Genomic DNA, 14,948 nt, shown 5'->3' with positions numbered 1-14,948 from the left:
CCATTTTCAGGGGCGTCTTTCACGTGCATCCTTCCCTTGATGTGGGGGAGAAGAAGATGCGTCATCAGGTTGCGATCATCGGGGCAGGCCCGGCCGGGCTGATGCTGGGCAGACTGCTGGAACAGGCTGGCGTCGATGCCGTGATCGTTGAGCGGCGCAGCCCCGAATATGTGCTGGGCCGGATTCGCGCCGGTGTACTGGAACCGGGATCGGTGGCGCTGATGGATCGCGCAGGTGCCGCGGCGCGGATGCATCGCGAGGGGCTGATGCATGACGGCTGCGAACTCAGCTTCGACGGAGACCGGCTGCGGCTGGATTTCAAGGCGCTGATCGATCAGCGGGTGATGGTCTATGGCCAGACCGAGGTGACCCGCGACCTGATGGACATCCATACCGGCCCGGTCATCTATGACGCCGAGGACGTAACGCCCCATGACTTTGATGCTCGTCCCTTCGTCACCTATCGCAAGGACGGCACCGAACATCGCATCGATTGCGATTTCATCGCGGGATGTGACGGCTTTCACGGCATCAGCCGCGCCTCGGTTCCCGCATCGGCGCTGCGGATCTTTGAACGGGTCTATCCCTTCGGCTGGCTGGGAGTGCTGGTCGATCAGCCCCCCGTCGCCGACGAATTGATCTATGCCCATCACGAACGGGGCTTTGCGCTGTGCTCGCAACGCTCGGCCAGTCGCAGCCGCTATTACGTGCAGGTTCCGGCCAGCGAGAGGGTGGCCGACTGGTCCGACACCCGCTTCTGGGACGAACTTCGCGCCCGGCTGAATCCCGACACTGCCGAGGCGCTGCGAACCGGCCCGTCGATTGAGAAAAGCATCGCGCCGCTGCGCAGCTTCGTGGCCGAGCCTTTGCGTTTCGGGCGATTGTTCCTTGCAGGCGATGCCGCGCATATCGTGCCGCCGACCGGGGCGAAGGGGCTGAATCTGGCGCTCAGCGATGTGGGCATGCTGGCCGATGCGCTGATCGAGGCACTGATCGACCGATCCGATGCCGGGATCGACGCCTATTCGACGCATGTGCTGGGCCGGATCTGGAAGGCCGAGCGGTTCAGTTGGTGGATGACGTCGTTGCTGCATACATTCCCCGAAACCGGCGCGTTTGGCCGGCGCATTCAGCGAGCTGAATTCGATTATCTGGCTGGTTCCCGCTACGCGCAGCAAAGCCTGGCTGAGAATTACACAGGCACTTTTTAATGAAGCTGACGCGCCGCCGGATTTCTCCGACGGCGCAGATCCAAAAACTATGACCCGGTCGCCCTCAATGCCCTACACCCAGCAGCCGGTTCACAGTCTCAGGATCTTCCTGCAGATCGCCGGGCGTTCCCGTCCAGACGACCTTTCCACGTTCGAGGATCACCACATGATCCGCGAAATCGAATGCGGCTTTCAGCCGCTGTTCGACCAACAGCACCGTCATGCGGCCGGTCGAGGCAAGTTCGGTAAATGCCGCCATCAGTTCATCGCAGATGACCGGGGCCAGCCCTTCAAGCGGCTCATCCAGCAGCAAAAGCCGTGGACGGCCAAGGATGGTGCGGGCGGTGGTCAGCATCTGCTGTTCGCCGCCCGACAACTGGCCGCCCATATTGCGACGACGCTCCTTGAGGCGGGGAAACATCGCATAGGCTTCCTCGATATCCCCGCGCGGACGTTCCTTGAGGCCCGCGAAAAGATTTTCCTCGACGGTCAGCGATTTGAAGATCGCCCGGTTCTGCGGCACGAAGCCCAGACCCGCGCGCGCCCGCGCCGATCCGTCCATCGCGGTCAGATCCTGACCGTCCATGAGGATCTGGCCGCCATAGCGCCGCGTCTGTCCGGCAATGGTGGCAAACAGCGTCGATTTGCCGACCCCGTTCCGCCCCAGAACCGCCGTGCGCCCGGCTGCCGGAACCGAAAGGCTGATCCCTTCCAGAATCCGGGTCTGACCATAGCCCGCCGTCAGTTCGGTGATTTCCAGTTTTGCCGCGCTCATTCCGCATAGCTCCCCAGATAGGCTTCACGCACCTGCGGATCGGCTGCGACCTGCGCGGGCGTGCCGTCAAAGATGACGGTGCCAGCGGCCAGAACCACGACCCTTTGGGCGAAGCGGAACACGAAATCCATGTCATGCTCGATCATCAGCACCGCCAGATCGGGCGGCAGACGATCCAACGCACGCTCGATCAGGACCGTATCGGATGAGGGCACCCCCGCCGCCGGTTCATCCAGCAACAGCACCTTGGGCCGCAGCGCCATCGCCAGACCGATTTCCAGCAGGCGTTGTTGACCATAGGCGATGCCGCTGACACGGCTTCGGGCAATCGGCGTCAGGTTCAGGATGCCAAGGATCTCGGCGGTTTCAGCCATCACCTCGGGCATCGAACGGTAATCGCCGAAAGCCTTCTCGACCTTGCCCATCCGTTGCAGGATCGCCATCGCGACATGCTCTTCCGGGCTCATTTCGGGGAACAGCCGGGTGACTTGAAAACTGCGGACCAGACCGGCATGCACCCTTGCGCGGGGCGACAGGCGGGTCACGTCCTGACCGGCGATCATCACCACACCGGCATCGGGGCGGATATGGCCCGTCACCAGATTGACGAAGGTGGTCTTGCCCGCGCCATTGGGACCGATCAAGGCGATACGGTCGCCGGGGTTCAGGCTTATCGACACATCATTGGTGACGTTCAGACCGCCGAACTTCTTGGACAGGTTGCGAACTTCGAACAGGCTCATTTCGCGCCTCCCTTGCCGAACTTATCGCGCAGTTGGTCAGCGATGCCGGTCAGACCCCTCGGAGCGAACAGGACCACAGTGACCAGCAGGACACCAACGATGGTCAGCCAGTGGAACGGGTTCACGGACGAAACCAGATGCTCGAACCAGATGAAGACAGTGGTGCCGATCATCGCGCCGAAGAGGTTCGCCGTGCCGCCAAGGACAAGCATCACCACCGCCTCGGCCGACAGCTCGAAAGACAGCGCGTCCAGGCCCACGACCTTGGTCGCCACCGCCGACAGCGCACCGCCAAGCCCAGCAACGGCCCCCGAGATGACATACATCTTGACCAGCGTCCAATAGACCGGCGCACCCATGGCGCTGACCCGGATCGGGTCCTGACGGATCGCCTTGACCAGCATCCCGAAGGGCGAGCGGACGATCTGGCGCAGGATCAGGAACACCACCAGCAGCAGAATGACCGCCAGCCAGTAAGAGGTCTTGCCCCACAGATCAAAGCGCCACATCCCCAGAAGCGGCGAGGGTGCGATGCCGGACAGCCCGTCGCTGCCCCCGGTCCAGGTCGAGAACTTGTTGGCCGCTTCCCTGGCCAGCATGATCACGGCGATGGACAGCACAAGCTGGCTCAGACCATGGCCGCGCAGGATCACGAGGCTGGAGAGGAAACCAGCAATGGCTCCGGCAATGGTGCCGATCAGCAGCATCAGCAGCGGATCGGTGATGCCGAACTTCGCCGCCGCGATCCCTGCGGCATAGGCGCCTGCGCCGAACAGTGCGGCATGGCCCAAGGTGGCGACGCCGCCATAGCCGGTGACCAAATCGATGGACAGGACCAGCAGCATGATCGCAATGATCCGGGTCAGCAGCGACAGGCCCGAGGGCATGGCGTAGAAACAAATGACCGCGATCAGCCCGATCAGCAGGCAGGCGATCAGGTCGCTGCGAAGGCCGCGCTGCCAGATCGTCATGGTTTTGGCATCGTTGCTCATTTCGCGCGCCCCATCAGGCCGTTGGGGAAGACCGACACAATGGCGATCACCGCAAGGTAGAAGAAGAAGTTGCCGAATTCGGGCCACAGATAACTGCCGGTGGTTTTCACCGCGCCAAGCAGCAGACAGGCGACCAATGCGCCGGGGATCGACCCCGCCCCGCCGACCGAGACGACGACAAGGAACGTGACCATGTAATGCAGCGCATAATATGGCTCGATTGGCAGCAGTTGCGCCCCGACCACCCCGCCCAGTGCGGCAAGACCGATGGCGATGGCGAAGCTGACCGAATAGACGATCTTGGTGCGGATACCCAAGGCACCCGCCATCGCCGTATCATCGACCGAAGCGCGTAGCTTGATCCCGAACGAGGTGCGCTCGATCAGATACCACAGACCAAGGGCGACCGCGCCTCCGACGGCGGCGGCGAAAATCTTGTGTGCGGCGATGGTGCGAAAGCCGATATCGACCGGGCCGCGCAGGCTGTCGGGTAGCGCGATGGTTTTAAGCGTTGGTCCCATCAGCCAGTTGGCGATACCGATGATGATGAAGGTGATGCCGATGGTCATCAGGACCTGAATCAGCTCTGGTGCGCCGTAGATGCGACGGAACAGAAGCCGCTCCATCGGGAAGGCCAGCACCACACAGAACAGCACCGCAGCAACGGTTCCGACCGCGAAATGCAGACCCATCTGCTGGGTCACGTAAGAGGCGACATAGCCGCCGATCATGGCAAAGGCGCCGTGGGCCAGGTTCACCACCTTCATCAGTCCCATCGTGACCGAAAGGCCGATGGAAATGACGAAGAGGACCATGCCATAGGCAAGGGCGTCAGCGCCGATTGAAAGGATTGTCTGCATCCGGGGCCTTTGTTCAATAAGGCGTCATGGTATGGGTTAGCGCCTCTGACAGAAGCGCCTCCGGGCGAGATAAACAGTCAGCTCGGAATGTCGGCGACCCCACCGGGACCGCCGATGACCAGTCAGGGATCAGGGTGCGACCCACCCGGGATCGCCCTGATTCTCGAATGTCTGGATCTCCTTGTTGATCCAGCTTTCACCTTCCTTCGCTACTTCGCGAAGATAGATGTTCTGCGTGATGTGACGGTTCTCGGGATTGATCGAGACCGGGCCGCGCGGGCTGACCCATTCCAGACCCTTGACCGATTCCACGGCGGCGGCTGCATCCTGTTCGCCGCCCGTCGCCTCGATCATATGGGCGATGACATGCATGCCGTCGAAGGCACCGACAGCGGGGAAGCTCAGCTCATTCGCGTTGCCCAACCAACCGGTCGCGGCTTCGACGAAGGCCTTGTTCTCGGGCGAATCGTGGCTGACCGCGTAGTGGAAGGTGGTCAGCATCCCCTCGGCATTCGGGCCAAGCGCGCCCAGATCGGATTCCTGCGTCAGATCGCCCGGCGCCAGCAGCGCCACGCCCGATTCTTTCAGGCCGTTCTCGACATAGCTTTGCATGAAGCCCAGCGTCTGCGGACCGGCGGGAAGGAAGGCGAAGACGGCCTCTGCGCCCGAATCCTTGATGCGCTGCATGATCGGGCTGAAATCGGTGGTGCTCATCGGCATGCGGATCGACTGCACGATCTCGCCACCCTGATCGGTGAAAGCCTTGATGAACGCGGTTTCCGAGTCGGTGCCGGGACCGTAATCGCTGACCACGGTGATGATCTTGTTGATGCCACGCTCGCGCGCGACAGCCGCCATCGGGGTCGAGGTCTGCCAGGTCGTGAACGAGGTCCGAACGACATAGGGGCTTGCATTGACGATGGCCGAAGTGGCGGCGTTGAAGACCACCATCGGCACATTCGCCTCTTCCAGAATCGGGGCGGCGGCCATGGCGTCGGGGGTGTAGTAGTAACCGGCCAGATATTGCACGCCTTCGCCCACGACCAGTTCCTGCGTCAGGGCGGCGGATTGTGCCGGATCGGCGGCGGGCAGATCGCGATAGATGATCTCGATCTCATGATCGCCGACGGTCTTGCCGTTCAGTGCGAACCACGCCTCGATCCCGGCCTGAAAGTTGCGACCCTGCAGCGCGGCAGAGCCAGAGAAGGGGCCGACGACCCCGACCTTGATGGTATCCGCACCGGCGGCAGTCGCCATCAGCGCGATCGCAGCAGTCGCCTGCAGCAATTTTCTCATACGAAGTTCCTCCCTTGGAGACGGGCGAAGCCGTCAGGCAGCCCGAATACTGCCCATTGACTATCGCAAAGCCGGGCCAAAACAGAAAATGAAAACACTTCGCGCATTCATAACCAATAGGATATACCTTGCCATCACAACCCGCCACGATCCCGTGATGTCCTTCAACCCTGTATTTTCTCTGCAAAACCCAAACATTTTGGTTCGCCGTCGTTCATAATCAGCCAGATTTTTGCGGTCACGATTTTCCCTTGCTGATAGCAATAGGGAATATGTGCGCTGAAATGCCCCGATCTCGGGACAGCAAGACACCTCGTCCTCGGGGATGCCCAGCCACGCCTTGGGCATCACGGCAACGACTTGCTGGCCCCGCCCATCCCTTGCCAATCGATCGCTTCTCGCAGACTAATCGTCATTCGCCTGTTTTGTCCGCGAAGCCCATCGCTGACATGGCCACCATGTTGAGGAGGAAGAACATGACCACCCTGTATTACGCCGTCGGCGCGTGCTCGCTTGCCCCGCATATCGTGCTGGAATGGATCGGCGCGCCCTATGAATCGGTGAAGGTCAACTATGGCTCGAAAGAGCTGCTGGCCGTCAATCCGGCTGGTGCCGTGCCGACCCTTCGCGAAGATGACGGCTGGTTGCTGACGCAGGCAGGCGCGATTCTGGACTATCTGGCGCATAAGCATCCCGAGGCAGGGCTAAGCGGCGGCGACAGCCTGCGCGAGAAGGCCGAGGCCCATCGCTGGTCCGCCTTCTTCACCAGCGATCTTCATGCCGCCTTCTGGCCGATCTTCATGCCCTACCGCTACACGACCGATGAAAGCGACGAGGCCAAGAAGGCCGTGGCCGAGGCTGGTCAGAAGCTGGTCCAGAAGCAATTGAAGGTGCTGAACACGCATCTGGAAGGGCGGGAATGGATTCTGGACGGCGGGCGCTCTGTCATCGATGCCTATGCCTTCCCGATGATTCGCTGGGCGATCAAACTGCTGCCGGGCGGCCTTGCCGACTACCCGAACGTGCAGGCGCTTCATGACCGCCTTGCCGCAGATCAGTCGGTTCAGACCGTGCTTGCCCGCGAATCCGGCAAGTAAATCGATCCAACTCCGCCGCACCGCGCCCCATGGCAGCGGTGCAGCGGGACGGATCAGCTTAGCTTTCCATCCGGCAGGAAGAAATGCGACAGCGGCAGCGCGGCGGCACCAAGGGTGCGTGCGCTGTTGCCCAAAGTGCCTTCGACCACTTCGGGACGGTCGATGCCTGCCGCGGGCATTTCGCTGATCGCCCGCCGCGTCTCTTCGACAAGCAGAGCGCGCGTCGCGGGCGGCACCGCGCCATCGATCACCACCATCGACAGATCCAGCAGCGCGACGGCAGACATTGCCGCAAAGGCCAGCGACCGCCCGGCATCTCGCGCCCATTCCGCCTCGATCTCGGGCGGGGGCGGCATCCAGCCGGAAAAATCGCGCGGCAACGCGGTTTCGATGCGGCTTTCCAGTGTCGCAATGGAGGCCACCTCCAGAAGCTGTCCCGAATTGGCAATCGGCATCGAGCCTAATGCACCTGCGTTCCTGTTCGGACCAAGCCGCAGCTTTCCGTCAAGAACGATCCCGCCCCCCGCGAAATGGGCGATATAAAAATGCAGAAAATCTTCAGGAAGCACACTCCGCCCGAAGACCAGTTCAGCCGCACAAGCGGTCGAGGCGTCGTTTTCAAGAAAAACCGGGAACGGAAAATCCGCGGCCAGCTCGGCCCGCAGATCACGCTCGCGCCAGTCGCCCATCTCGACGCCCCAGTCCCATAGGCGGAAAGGCGCCGCTATGCCCATTCCACTGATTCGCGACCGCGATTCCGATGACATCGTTGTCATGATTGCTTCAGCGCCTTGACGTGCAAAGGTTGCCACATGGTCCGGATGGGGGAATCGACACAATTCCTGACGGTGAATTCGGACCGATCCGGCGAAGTCCACCAGTGCCAATTCGATCAACCTGCGGCCGAGTTTCAGCCCCAGAAACCAGGCCCCGTCAGGGGCCAGATCCAGGGGCGTCGAGGGCTGTCCTACCTTGCCTCTGACGACCTTGCCCGAGTCAAGAAAACCGTCTGAAATCAATTTTCTAGTAAGATTGGTAATCGCCTGCGCCGATAGCCCCGTCCGCTGTGCCAGCGCTGCACGCGCAAGTGGTCCGTGGCGACGGATCAACGACAGGACCAGACGCTCATTCCGGCTGAGTTCGCGCAGGTTGGTACAGTCTTGTTTCATCATTCCTCCCCCTTCACGGATATTAATCAATACGATTGACTTATTGACAAGTCATTATCTATTTGGCCTTGTGAGGAAAGGAAGCGGGCTGTTGGAGGTCCGTGTATCTGGGAGGAGTGTTCCTAATGACTATGAAGACTGCAATCCGCCTGTCTTTGGCTGCTTCGGCTCTGGCGCTGGCCGCTGGTGCTGCACAGGCACAAGACACGGTCAAGGCGTGCCTGATCACCAAAACCGACATCAACCCGTTCTTCGTCAAGATGAAGGAAGGCGCGACGGCCAAGGCTGAGGAACTGGGCATCGAGCTGATGACCTTCGCCGGCAAGGTGGATGGCGACCACGAAACCCAGCAACAGGCTGTCGAAAGCTGCATCGCGGCTGGCGTCAAAGGCATCCTGATCACCGCGTCTGACACCAAGGCCATCGTTGATTCGGTCAGCCAGGCCCGCGATGCCGGCATTCTGGTGATCGCGCTGGACACGCCGCTGGACCCGATCGACGCGGCAGATGCGACCTTCGCCACCGACAACCGCGAAGCTGGCCGCCTGATCGGCGCCTGGGCTGCGGGCAAGCTGGGTGACGAAGCCGCGAACGCCAAGATCGCCATGCTGGATCTGACGCCAAGCGCGCCGTCGGTTGACGTGCTGCGCGACCAGGGTTTCCTGGAAGGTTTCGGAGTTGATGTGAAGGACGAGAACGTCATCGGCGACGAAGACGATGCTCGCGTTATCGGCCACGAGACCACCTCGGGCAACGAAGAAGGCGGCCAGAGCGCCATGGAAGCGCTGCTGCAGCGCGACCCCGACATCAACGTTGTTTATACCATCAACGAGCCCGCCGCTGCAGGCGCCTATGAGGCGCTGGATTCCTTCGGTAAAGCCGACGGCGTCCTGATCGTTTCGGTCGATGGCGGCTGCCCCGGCGTCGCAAACGTCGAAGCAGGCGTGATCGGTGCTACTTCGCAGCAATACCCGCTGGAAATGGCCTCGAAAGGCATCGAAGCGATCTCCGCTTTCGCGAAAGACGGCTCGAAGCCGGAAAACAGCGAAGGTCTGGATTTCGTCAATACCGGCGTCAATCTGGTGACCGGCGAACCCGTCGAAGGCGTTGAATCGATCAGCATCGAAGAAGGCAAAGATCGCTGCTGGGGTTAAGCGCTTAACCGTATCTTCATTTCCTATATGCAAGACCGGCGCGGCGGCCCTACAGCCCCGTCGCGCCGCCTCTACTCCAGGGAGACCTTCATGTCCGACAGTCCCGACCCCGTGGTCGAGCGCAATGTGACCGAGCAACTGGCCCGGTTCGAGCATCATCGGCACGGCCCGATCGATCGCCTGCAACATTTCCTGCATCGATATCCGACAATGGTTCCGGTTATCGTTCTTATTCTGTCACTGATCATCTTCGGTCTGATTTCGCCGAATTTCTTCTCGGCCTTCAACCTGTCGCTGATCATGCAGCAGGTTGCGATTGTCGGCACCTTGGCAGCAGCTCAATCACTGGTGGTTCTGACCGCCGGGATCGACTTGTCTGTCGGCGCAGTCATGGTGATGATCTCTGTGATCATGGGCAAGCTGTCGATTGACTTCGGCGTGCCGGTTCCGATCGCGATCATGATCGGCCTGTTCTGCGGCGCCCTGACCGGCGGTCTGAACGGCTTTCTGGTAACGCGACTGAAGCTTCCGCCGTTCATCACGACGCTCGGCACATGGAATATCTTCCTCGCCTTGAATTATTTCCTTTCTGGTCGCGAAACCATTCGCAGCCAGACCCTGAATGCCGAAGCTCCGCTGCTAAAATTGTTTGGTGAGCGTTTTACGATTGGTGGCGCGGTGCTTACGTGGGGCGTTGTGCTGATGCTCGCTGTGTTTGCGGTGCTTTGGTATGCGCTTTACAAGACGGCATGGGGGCGGCGTGTTTACGCAGTCGGAGACGACCCGGAAGCCGCCGCCCTCGCAGGCATCCAGACCAAGCGTGTGCTGATGTCGGTTTACGTCGTCGCTGGTGTGATCTGCGCCTTGGCCGCATGGTCCTCGATCGGCCGCGTCGGTTCGGTCAGCCCGACCTCGTTCTTCGAATCCAACCTTGAATCGATCACCGCAGTTGTCATCGGGGGCATCTCGCTCTTCGGCGGTCGCGGCTCGATCCTGGGACCGCTGATCGGAGCGCTGATCGTGGGTGTCTTCAACTCGGGCCTTCGTCTGGCTGGTGTTGATGTCCTGTGGCAGCTTTTCGCAACCGGCTGGCTGATTATCGTCGCCGTCGCCATCGACCAATGGATCAGAAAGATTTCGTCATGACCGAACCGCTTCTGAGTGCCCGCAAACTGGTCAAGCGCTATGGCCGCGTGACCGCACTGGACAGTGCAGATTTCGATCTCTATCCGGGCGAAATTCTGGCTGTGATCGGCGATAACGGCGCTGGTAAGTCCAGCCTGATCAAGGCGATCTCCGGCGCGGTGCAACCTGATGAGGGTGAAATCCGCCTCGACGGCAAGCCGATCCAGTTCGCCTCGCCGCTGGAGGCGCGTCAGTCGGGGATCGAGACCGTTTACCAGACGCTCGCCTTGTCGCCCGCGCTGTCCATCTCGGACAACATGTTCATGGGGCGCGAACTGCGCCGCAAGAACATCATGGGCAAGGTCTTCGGGATGCTGGACAAACCGGCCATGGACCGTTTTGCCCGCGAAAAGCTGACCGAGCTTGGCCTGATGACCATCCAGAACATCGACCAGCCGGTCGAAACGCTTTCGGGCGGCCAACGGCAGGGTGTTGCGGTGGCGCGCGCGGCGGCCTTTGGCAGCCGGGTGATCATCCTCGACGAACCGACCGCGGCGCTTGGCGTCAAGGAAAGCCGCCGGGTGCTGGACCTGATCCTTGACGTGCGTTCGCGTGGCATTCCTATCGTGCTGATCTCGCACAACATGCCGCATGTGTTCGAAGTCGCGGACCGGATTCACATCCACCGCCTTGGTCGCCGTCTTTGCGTCATCAACCCGAAAGAGCATACGATGTCCGACGCGGTCGCCTACATGACCGGCGCTCGTGTGCCCGGAGGGCTGGCTGCGTGATCGAAACGGCTTCGCCTGTTCAGGACTGGCTTGACGGCACGTTCGGGCAGGCGTTGCTGCAGCGCATTGCCGGGTTGACCGGCAAGCGCGTTCTTGTTGCCGTTGCGGGCGCGCCGGGTTCCGGCAAATCGACGCTCGCAGCGGAACTGGTCAAGCGCCTTCCCGGCGCTGCTTTGGTGCCGATGGATGGTTTTCATCTGGACGACCTGTTGCTGGCCGAGCGCGGCCTTCTGGCGCGCAAAGGTGCCGTCGAAACATTCGACGCCGATGGCTTTGCCGCGCTGGTCGCGCGCCTTGCCCAGCCCGACCGCGAAGTGATCTACCCGATCTTCGACCGTTCGCGCGAAATCGCGATTGCCGGGTCGGGGGTGGTCTCGGCGGATCAGCGCATCGTGGTCATTGAAGGCAACTATCTGCTGCTCGATCTGCATCCCTGGAATGAAATTCATTACGATCTGACCATCTGCCTCGATGTGCCAGAGACCGAGCTGCAACGCCGCCTGACCGAAAGATGGCAGGGCTTCGGTAAGAAGCCCGAGGCGATCAGGGCGCATCTTGAGAACGACCTTGCCAATGCCCACAGGGTGATCGTGCAGTCGATGGAAGCCGACATCGTGATCGAGGCGACGATCTGAGACCCGTAAAAGGTGGCGACGTTGGCGCTGTCAGCCCTTCACGCCGCCTGTCGTGAGGCCTGAAACGACCCGCTCCTGAAACAGCACGATCAGAATGGCAACCGGCACGATCCCCACGATCAGCGCCGCCGAGATCACCGGCCAAGGGAAGGTGAACTCACCCTGATACATCTGAATGCCGACCGGCAGCGTCCGCAGCGCCGGGTTCGAGTTGAAGGACAGCGCCAGCAGAAACTCGTCCCACGCATTGACGAAGGCCAGTATCCCCGCCGTGAACACCCCCGGCGCAGAGAGCGGCACCACCACGCGGAACAGCGCACCGATCCGGGTGCAGCCGTCGATCATCGCGGCATTCTCCAGATCGCGGGGGATGCCCTCGAAGAACGAGACGAGGATCAGGGTGCAGACCGGCAGGCTCAGGACCGTATAGGGCAGGACCAGCGCGGTCCATGTGTTGAGCAGCGATAGCCCGCGCATCACCTCGAACAGCGGCACCAGCAGCGTTACCAGCGGAAAGGTGGACACGGCGATGATCGCCGACAGGATCAGCCCGCGATGCCGCAGGTTCAGCCGCGCGATGGCATAGGCGGCAAGGACCGAAACGAACAGCGTCAGCAGCGTGGACAACAGCGCCACCATGAAGCTGTTGAACAGGAACAGATGTAGTGGCTGATCTGTGAATGCAGTGAAATAATTTTCCATATTTGGCGATTCAGGCAGCCATGTGATCGGCTTCTGGGTCAATTCCTGCTCGGATTTCAGTGATGTGAGAAGGATCCATAAAGCCGGAAACAACCCGTTGATCAGCAGCACCCCTGCCACGATCAACCGCAATGCCTTGCCCTGCAGAATGCTGCCCACCGCCTCAACCCCTCGCCCGGATCATGCGCAGATAGGCCGCCGTCATCAGCATCGACAGCAGAAACATAACCACCGCTAAGGCCGAGCCATAACCCAGATCAAGAAACGAGATGGTGTTTTCGTGGATATACATGGCCAGCGTCGCAGTCGCATCGCCCGGCCCGCCCTGCGTCATCGTATAGGGAATGTCGAAGGTCTGCAGCGCGGTAATGGTCCGAAAAATCAGCGCCACGACAATGGCCGGACGCAGAAGCGGCAGCGTGATTTCGCGAAACTGCCGCCAGCGCCCTGCCCCGTCCACATCCGCCGCCTCGTAAAGCGAGCGCGGGATGGTCTGCAGCCCGGCCAGCAGGATCAGCGCCATGAAGGACGAAGTTTTCCAGATGATCGTCAGGCAAACCGCAGCCATCGACCAGAAGGGAGAGTTGAACCAGATCACCGGCTGTAGGCCGAAGCGCCGCAGCAGATCGTTCACCACCCCGTATTCCGAATGAAAGAACCACGCAAAGATCAGACCGGCAAAGGCCAGCGGCAGCGCCCAAGGGATCAGCAATGACAGCCGCACCGGCCATTTCCGCCGGAACGGCAGGTTCGCCATCAGCGCCATCGCCAGCCCCATCAGCAGCGCGCCGGGCACGGTGACAGCGGTGATGATCGCCGTACTGCCCAGCACCCGCCAGAAAACCGGGTCTTCCGCGATCAGCAGGAAATTCTCGAACCCCACGAATTCCGGCGGCATCCCCGAGGTCAGCGCATGATTGTAAAGGCTGGTCCTGAACAGTCGGGCCACGGGATAGACGACGACAAGCCCGACCAACAGGACCAGCGGTGTCAGCAGCATCACCGCCAGCCCGCGATCCGACGGATCGGTCAGCCAATAGAGCCGCAGCCGGGAGGAGGGGCGAGGCGTTGCCATTCAGCCCCGCCCTACGCTTGCACCATCAGCGCCGTAGGGTGCGTGCTCCGCACGCACCGACCCGCCACCCACACACACCACTACCGCAGCACGCGCCGCAGCCGCGCCTCGATCTCGGTCACGCCGTCCTCGGGCGTGGTGACCCCGGCCAGCACCGCGTTCAGCGTCGTGCGGATCACCTCACTGACCTCGGCATAGCGCGGTGTCACCGGACGCGGGCGCGCCGTTTCGACCACCTCTTTCGCATCCGCGAACCATGGCGCCGCCTCCAGCACCTCTGCATCGTCGTAAAGCTCGGGGAAGGCAGGCAGCAGCGCGCCGTTCACCGCCATATGCTTGGCGACCTCGGGGCTGGAGAGATATTTCACCAAAGCCTCGGCCTCGTCAGGATGTTCGGTAAAAGCCGACACGCCCCATTCCCAGCCACCCAGACAAGAGACCTGCTCGCCCCCCTCCATCGCAGGCAACCGGGCAACGCCCACCTTGCCCGCAACCTCGGATTCCTCGCCCTGCGCCTGCGCCCATGCATAGGACCAGTTCACCGCGAAAACGACATCGCCCGCCTGAAATTCGCGCCGCGTGTCGTCGGTCGCCACTTCGGAAATGTTGGGCTTGGCGGTGCCGTCATCGGCGAAACCCTTCCACAATTCCATCGAGGCCAGTGCGGTGGTGTCGTCCATCTCGAACTCACCATCCTCGACCACCTGCCCGCCAAGGCTCCAGAGCGGCAACAGGAAGGTGCAGACCGCCCCCTCGATCGCCTTGCCCTGAAAGGACAGCCCCTGCAGATCGGCATCGCCTTCAGCGGCAAGAATCTTCTGCGCGGCAGCGCGCAATTCCTGCCATGTCTCCGGCACGGCAACGCCATGCTTTTCCAGAAGATCGGTCCGGTAATAAAGGAACATCGCATCGGCAAAGGCCGGCAGCGCCACCACATCGCCGCCCACGGTATTCGCCTCGGCATAGGCAGGCAGATAGGTCGCCATATCGACGCCCTCGACAGGCCGCGTCCAGCCCGCCGCCGCATATTGCGCCGGGCGGACCACATCAAGGATCATCACATCCAGGGACGAATCCTCGGCCGACATCAGCGTGTTCAGATATTGCGCCTGCGCCTCTGACGTGTTGCCGCCAGTCTCGATCTCGACGGTCACATCGGGATGAGCCTCTTGATAGCGGTCCAGAACTTCGCGCCAGATATCCGGCTGATGCTGGCTTGAGATGAAGATGCGCAAGGCAGTCTCCGCCGATGCCATGACGGGCAAGGCCATCGTGCCGGCGGCAGCCAGCGCGGCGAGTGACATGTTTCTCATCTTCTCCTCC

At 61.5% G+C, this 14,948-nt stretch carries 15 protein-coding genes; 6 read left to right on the top strand and 9 right to left on the bottom strand.

Going from position 1 to position 14,948, the window contains the following annotated elements:
* The first annotated feature begins 56 nt into the window (after positions 1-56).
* Positions 57-1,211 (top strand): 4-hydroxybenzoate 3-monooxygenase, encoded by a 1,155-nt coding sequence (pobA, locus tag JJJ17_RS01630; RefSeq protein WP_200683307.1) that lies wholly within the window; start codon positions 57-59, stop codon positions 1,209-1,211.
* Between the two features lie 64 nt (positions 1,212-1,275).
* On the opposite strand, the gene JJJ17_RS01625 is transcribed toward pobA, so the two are convergent.
* From JJJ17_RS01625 to JJJ17_RS01605, 5 genes are all read right to left on the bottom strand, one after another.
* Entirely contained in the window at positions 1,276-1,986 is a 711-nt protein-coding gene (locus JJJ17_RS01625; RefSeq protein ID WP_200683306.1) for an ABC transporter ATP-binding protein, read from the bottom strand.
* Positions 1,983-2,729, bottom strand: a complete 747-nt coding sequence (locus JJJ17_RS01620) for an ABC transporter ATP-binding protein (protein ID WP_200683304.1) — start codon at positions 2,727-2,729, stop codon at positions 1,983-1,985. Before JJJ17_RS01620 ends, JJJ17_RS01625 begins: the two co-directional genes overlap by 4 nt.
* Positions 2,726-3,721 carry a branched-chain amino acid ABC transporter permease gene (locus JJJ17_RS01615; protein WP_200683301.1) on the bottom strand — a complete coding sequence of 332 codons (996 nt, stop codon included), beginning with the start codon at positions 3,719-3,721 and terminating at the stop codon, positions 2,726-2,728. Before JJJ17_RS01615 ends, JJJ17_RS01620 begins: the two co-directional genes overlap by 4 nt.
* Positions 3,718-4,581, bottom strand: coding sequence for a branched-chain amino acid ABC transporter permease (locus JJJ17_RS01610; RefSeq protein WP_200683299.1), 864 nt, complete (start codon positions 4,579-4,581; stop codon positions 3,718-3,720). The genes JJJ17_RS01615 and JJJ17_RS01610 overlap by 4 nt, the downstream gene beginning before the upstream one ends.
* Before the next feature lie 129 nt (positions 4,582-4,710).
* Positions 4,711-5,877, bottom strand: a complete 1,167-nt coding sequence (locus tag JJJ17_RS01605) for an ABC transporter substrate-binding protein (protein ID WP_200683298.1) — start codon at positions 5,875-5,877, stop codon at positions 4,711-4,713.
* Positions 5,878-6,353: 476 nt separating this feature from the next.
* On the opposite strand from JJJ17_RS01605, the gene JJJ17_RS01600 reads away from it, so the two are divergent.
* The gene (locus JJJ17_RS01600; protein WP_200683297.1) at positions 6,354-6,974 is read left to right on the top strand and encodes a glutathione S-transferase family protein; all 621 of its coding nucleotides are present in this window, start codon (positions 6,354-6,356) and stop codon (positions 6,972-6,974) included.
* A 53-nt stretch (positions 6,975-7,027) separates the two neighbouring features.
* On the opposite strand, the gene JJJ17_RS01595 is transcribed toward JJJ17_RS01600, so the two are convergent.
* Entirely contained in the window at positions 7,028-8,146 is a 1,119-nt protein-coding gene (locus JJJ17_RS01595; protein ID WP_234463835.1) for an ROK family transcriptional regulator, read from the bottom strand.
* Between the two features lie 122 nt (positions 8,147-8,268).
* Between JJJ17_RS01595 and JJJ17_RS01590 the strand changes: the two genes are divergently transcribed.
* The 4 genes from JJJ17_RS01590 to JJJ17_RS01575 all read left to right on the top strand — a co-directional run bounded on the left by JJJ17_RS01590 (position 8,269) and on the right by JJJ17_RS01575 (position 11,848).
* Positions 8,269-9,297 carry a sugar ABC transporter substrate-binding protein gene (locus tag JJJ17_RS01590; RefSeq protein WP_234463834.1) on the top strand — a complete coding sequence of 343 codons (1,029 nt, stop codon included), beginning with the start codon at positions 8,269-8,271 and terminating at the stop codon, positions 9,295-9,297.
* A gap of 90 nt (positions 9,298-9,387) precedes the next feature.
* Positions 9,388-10,443 carry an ABC transporter permease gene (locus JJJ17_RS01585; RefSeq protein ID WP_200683296.1) on the top strand — a complete coding sequence of 352 codons (1,056 nt, stop codon included), beginning with the start codon at positions 9,388-9,390 and terminating at the stop codon, positions 10,441-10,443.
* Complete coding sequence (locus JJJ17_RS01580; RefSeq protein ID WP_234463833.1) at positions 10,440-11,213, top strand: ATP-binding cassette domain-containing protein; 774 nt, start codon at positions 10,440-10,442, stop codon at positions 11,211-11,213. Before JJJ17_RS01585 ends, JJJ17_RS01580 begins: the two co-directional genes overlap by 4 nt.
* Complete coding sequence (locus JJJ17_RS01575; RefSeq protein WP_325168744.1) at positions 11,210-11,848, top strand: AAA family ATPase; 639 nt, start codon at positions 11,210-11,212, stop codon at positions 11,846-11,848. Before JJJ17_RS01580 ends, JJJ17_RS01575 begins: the two co-directional genes overlap by 4 nt.
* Positions 11,849-11,878: 30 nt before the next feature.
* Here the strand turns inward: JJJ17_RS01575 and JJJ17_RS01570 are convergent, their stop codons facing one another.
* The 3 genes from JJJ17_RS01570 to JJJ17_RS01560 all read right to left on the bottom strand — a co-directional run bounded on the left by JJJ17_RS01570 (position 11,879) and on the right by JJJ17_RS01560 (position 14,938).
* Positions 11,879-12,709, bottom strand: a complete 831-nt coding sequence (locus JJJ17_RS01570) for a carbohydrate ABC transporter permease (protein WP_200683294.1) — start codon at positions 12,707-12,709, stop codon at positions 11,879-11,881.
* Between the two features lie 4 nt (positions 12,710-12,713).
* On the bottom strand, positions 12,714-13,625 hold the full coding sequence (locus JJJ17_RS01565) for a carbohydrate ABC transporter permease (protein WP_200683293.1): 912 nt from the start codon (positions 13,623-13,625) through the stop codon (positions 12,714-12,716).
* Positions 13,626-13,705: 80 nt separating this feature from the next.
* A complete protein-coding gene (locus JJJ17_RS01560) occupies positions 13,706-14,938 on the bottom strand; it encodes an ABC transporter substrate-binding protein (RefSeq protein WP_200683292.1) in 1,233 nt (410 codons plus the stop codon).
* Positions 14,939-14,948: the final 10 nt, after the last annotated feature.

Origin of the sequence: Paracoccus caeni (assembly GCF_016629665.1) — a bacterium.
In the GTDB taxonomy this organism is placed as follows: Bacteria; Pseudomonadota; Alphaproteobacteria; order Rhodobacterales; family Rhodobacteraceae; genus Paracoccus; species Paracoccus caeni.
This window is presented reverse-complemented; position numbering and strand designations above follow the sequence as displayed.

Coding starts and splice junctions, on each gene's coding strand:
- pobA (WP_200683307.1), top strand. CDS start 57: ATGCGTCATCAGGTTGCGATCATCGGGGCAGGCCCGGCCGGGCTGATG.
- JJJ17_RS01625 (WP_200683306.1), bottom strand. CDS start 1,986: ATGAGCGCGGCAAAACTGGAAATCACCGAACTGACGGCGGGCTATGGT.
- JJJ17_RS01620 (WP_200683304.1), bottom strand. CDS start 2,729: ATGAGCCTGTTCGAAGTTCGCAACCTGTCCAAGAAGTTCGGCGGTCTG.
- JJJ17_RS01615 (WP_200683301.1), bottom strand. CDS start 3,721: ATGAGCAACGATGCCAAAACCATGACGATCTGGCAGCGCGGCCTTCGC.
- JJJ17_RS01610 (WP_200683299.1), bottom strand. CDS start 4,581: ATGCAGACAATCCTTTCAATCGGCGCTGACGCCCTTGCCTATGGCATG.
- JJJ17_RS01605 (WP_200683298.1), bottom strand. CDS start 5,877: ATGAGAAAATTGCTGCAGGCGACTGCTGCGATCGCGCTGATGGCGACT.
- JJJ17_RS01600 (WP_200683297.1), top strand. CDS start 6,354: ATGACCACCCTGTATTACGCCGTCGGCGCGTGCTCGCTTGCCCCGCAT.
- JJJ17_RS01595 (WP_234463835.1), bottom strand. CDS start 8,146: ATGATGAAACAAGACTGTACCAACCTGCGCGAACTCAGCCGGAATGAG.
- JJJ17_RS01590 (WP_234463834.1), top strand. CDS start 8,269: ATGACTATGAAGACTGCAATCCGCCTGTCTTTGGCTGCTTCGGCTCTG.
- JJJ17_RS01585 (WP_200683296.1), top strand. CDS start 9,388: ATGTCCGACAGTCCCGACCCCGTGGTCGAGCGCAATGTGACCGAGCAA.
- JJJ17_RS01580 (WP_234463833.1), top strand. CDS start 10,440: ATGACCGAACCGCTTCTGAGTGCCCGCAAACTGGTCAAGCGCTATGGC.
- JJJ17_RS01565 (WP_200683293.1), bottom strand. CDS start 13,625: ATGGCAACGCCTCGCCCCTCCTCCCGGCTGCGGCTCTATTGGCTGACC.
- JJJ17_RS01560 (WP_200683292.1), bottom strand. CDS start 14,938: ATGAGAAACATGTCACTCGCCGCGCTGGCTGCCGCCGGCACGATGGCC.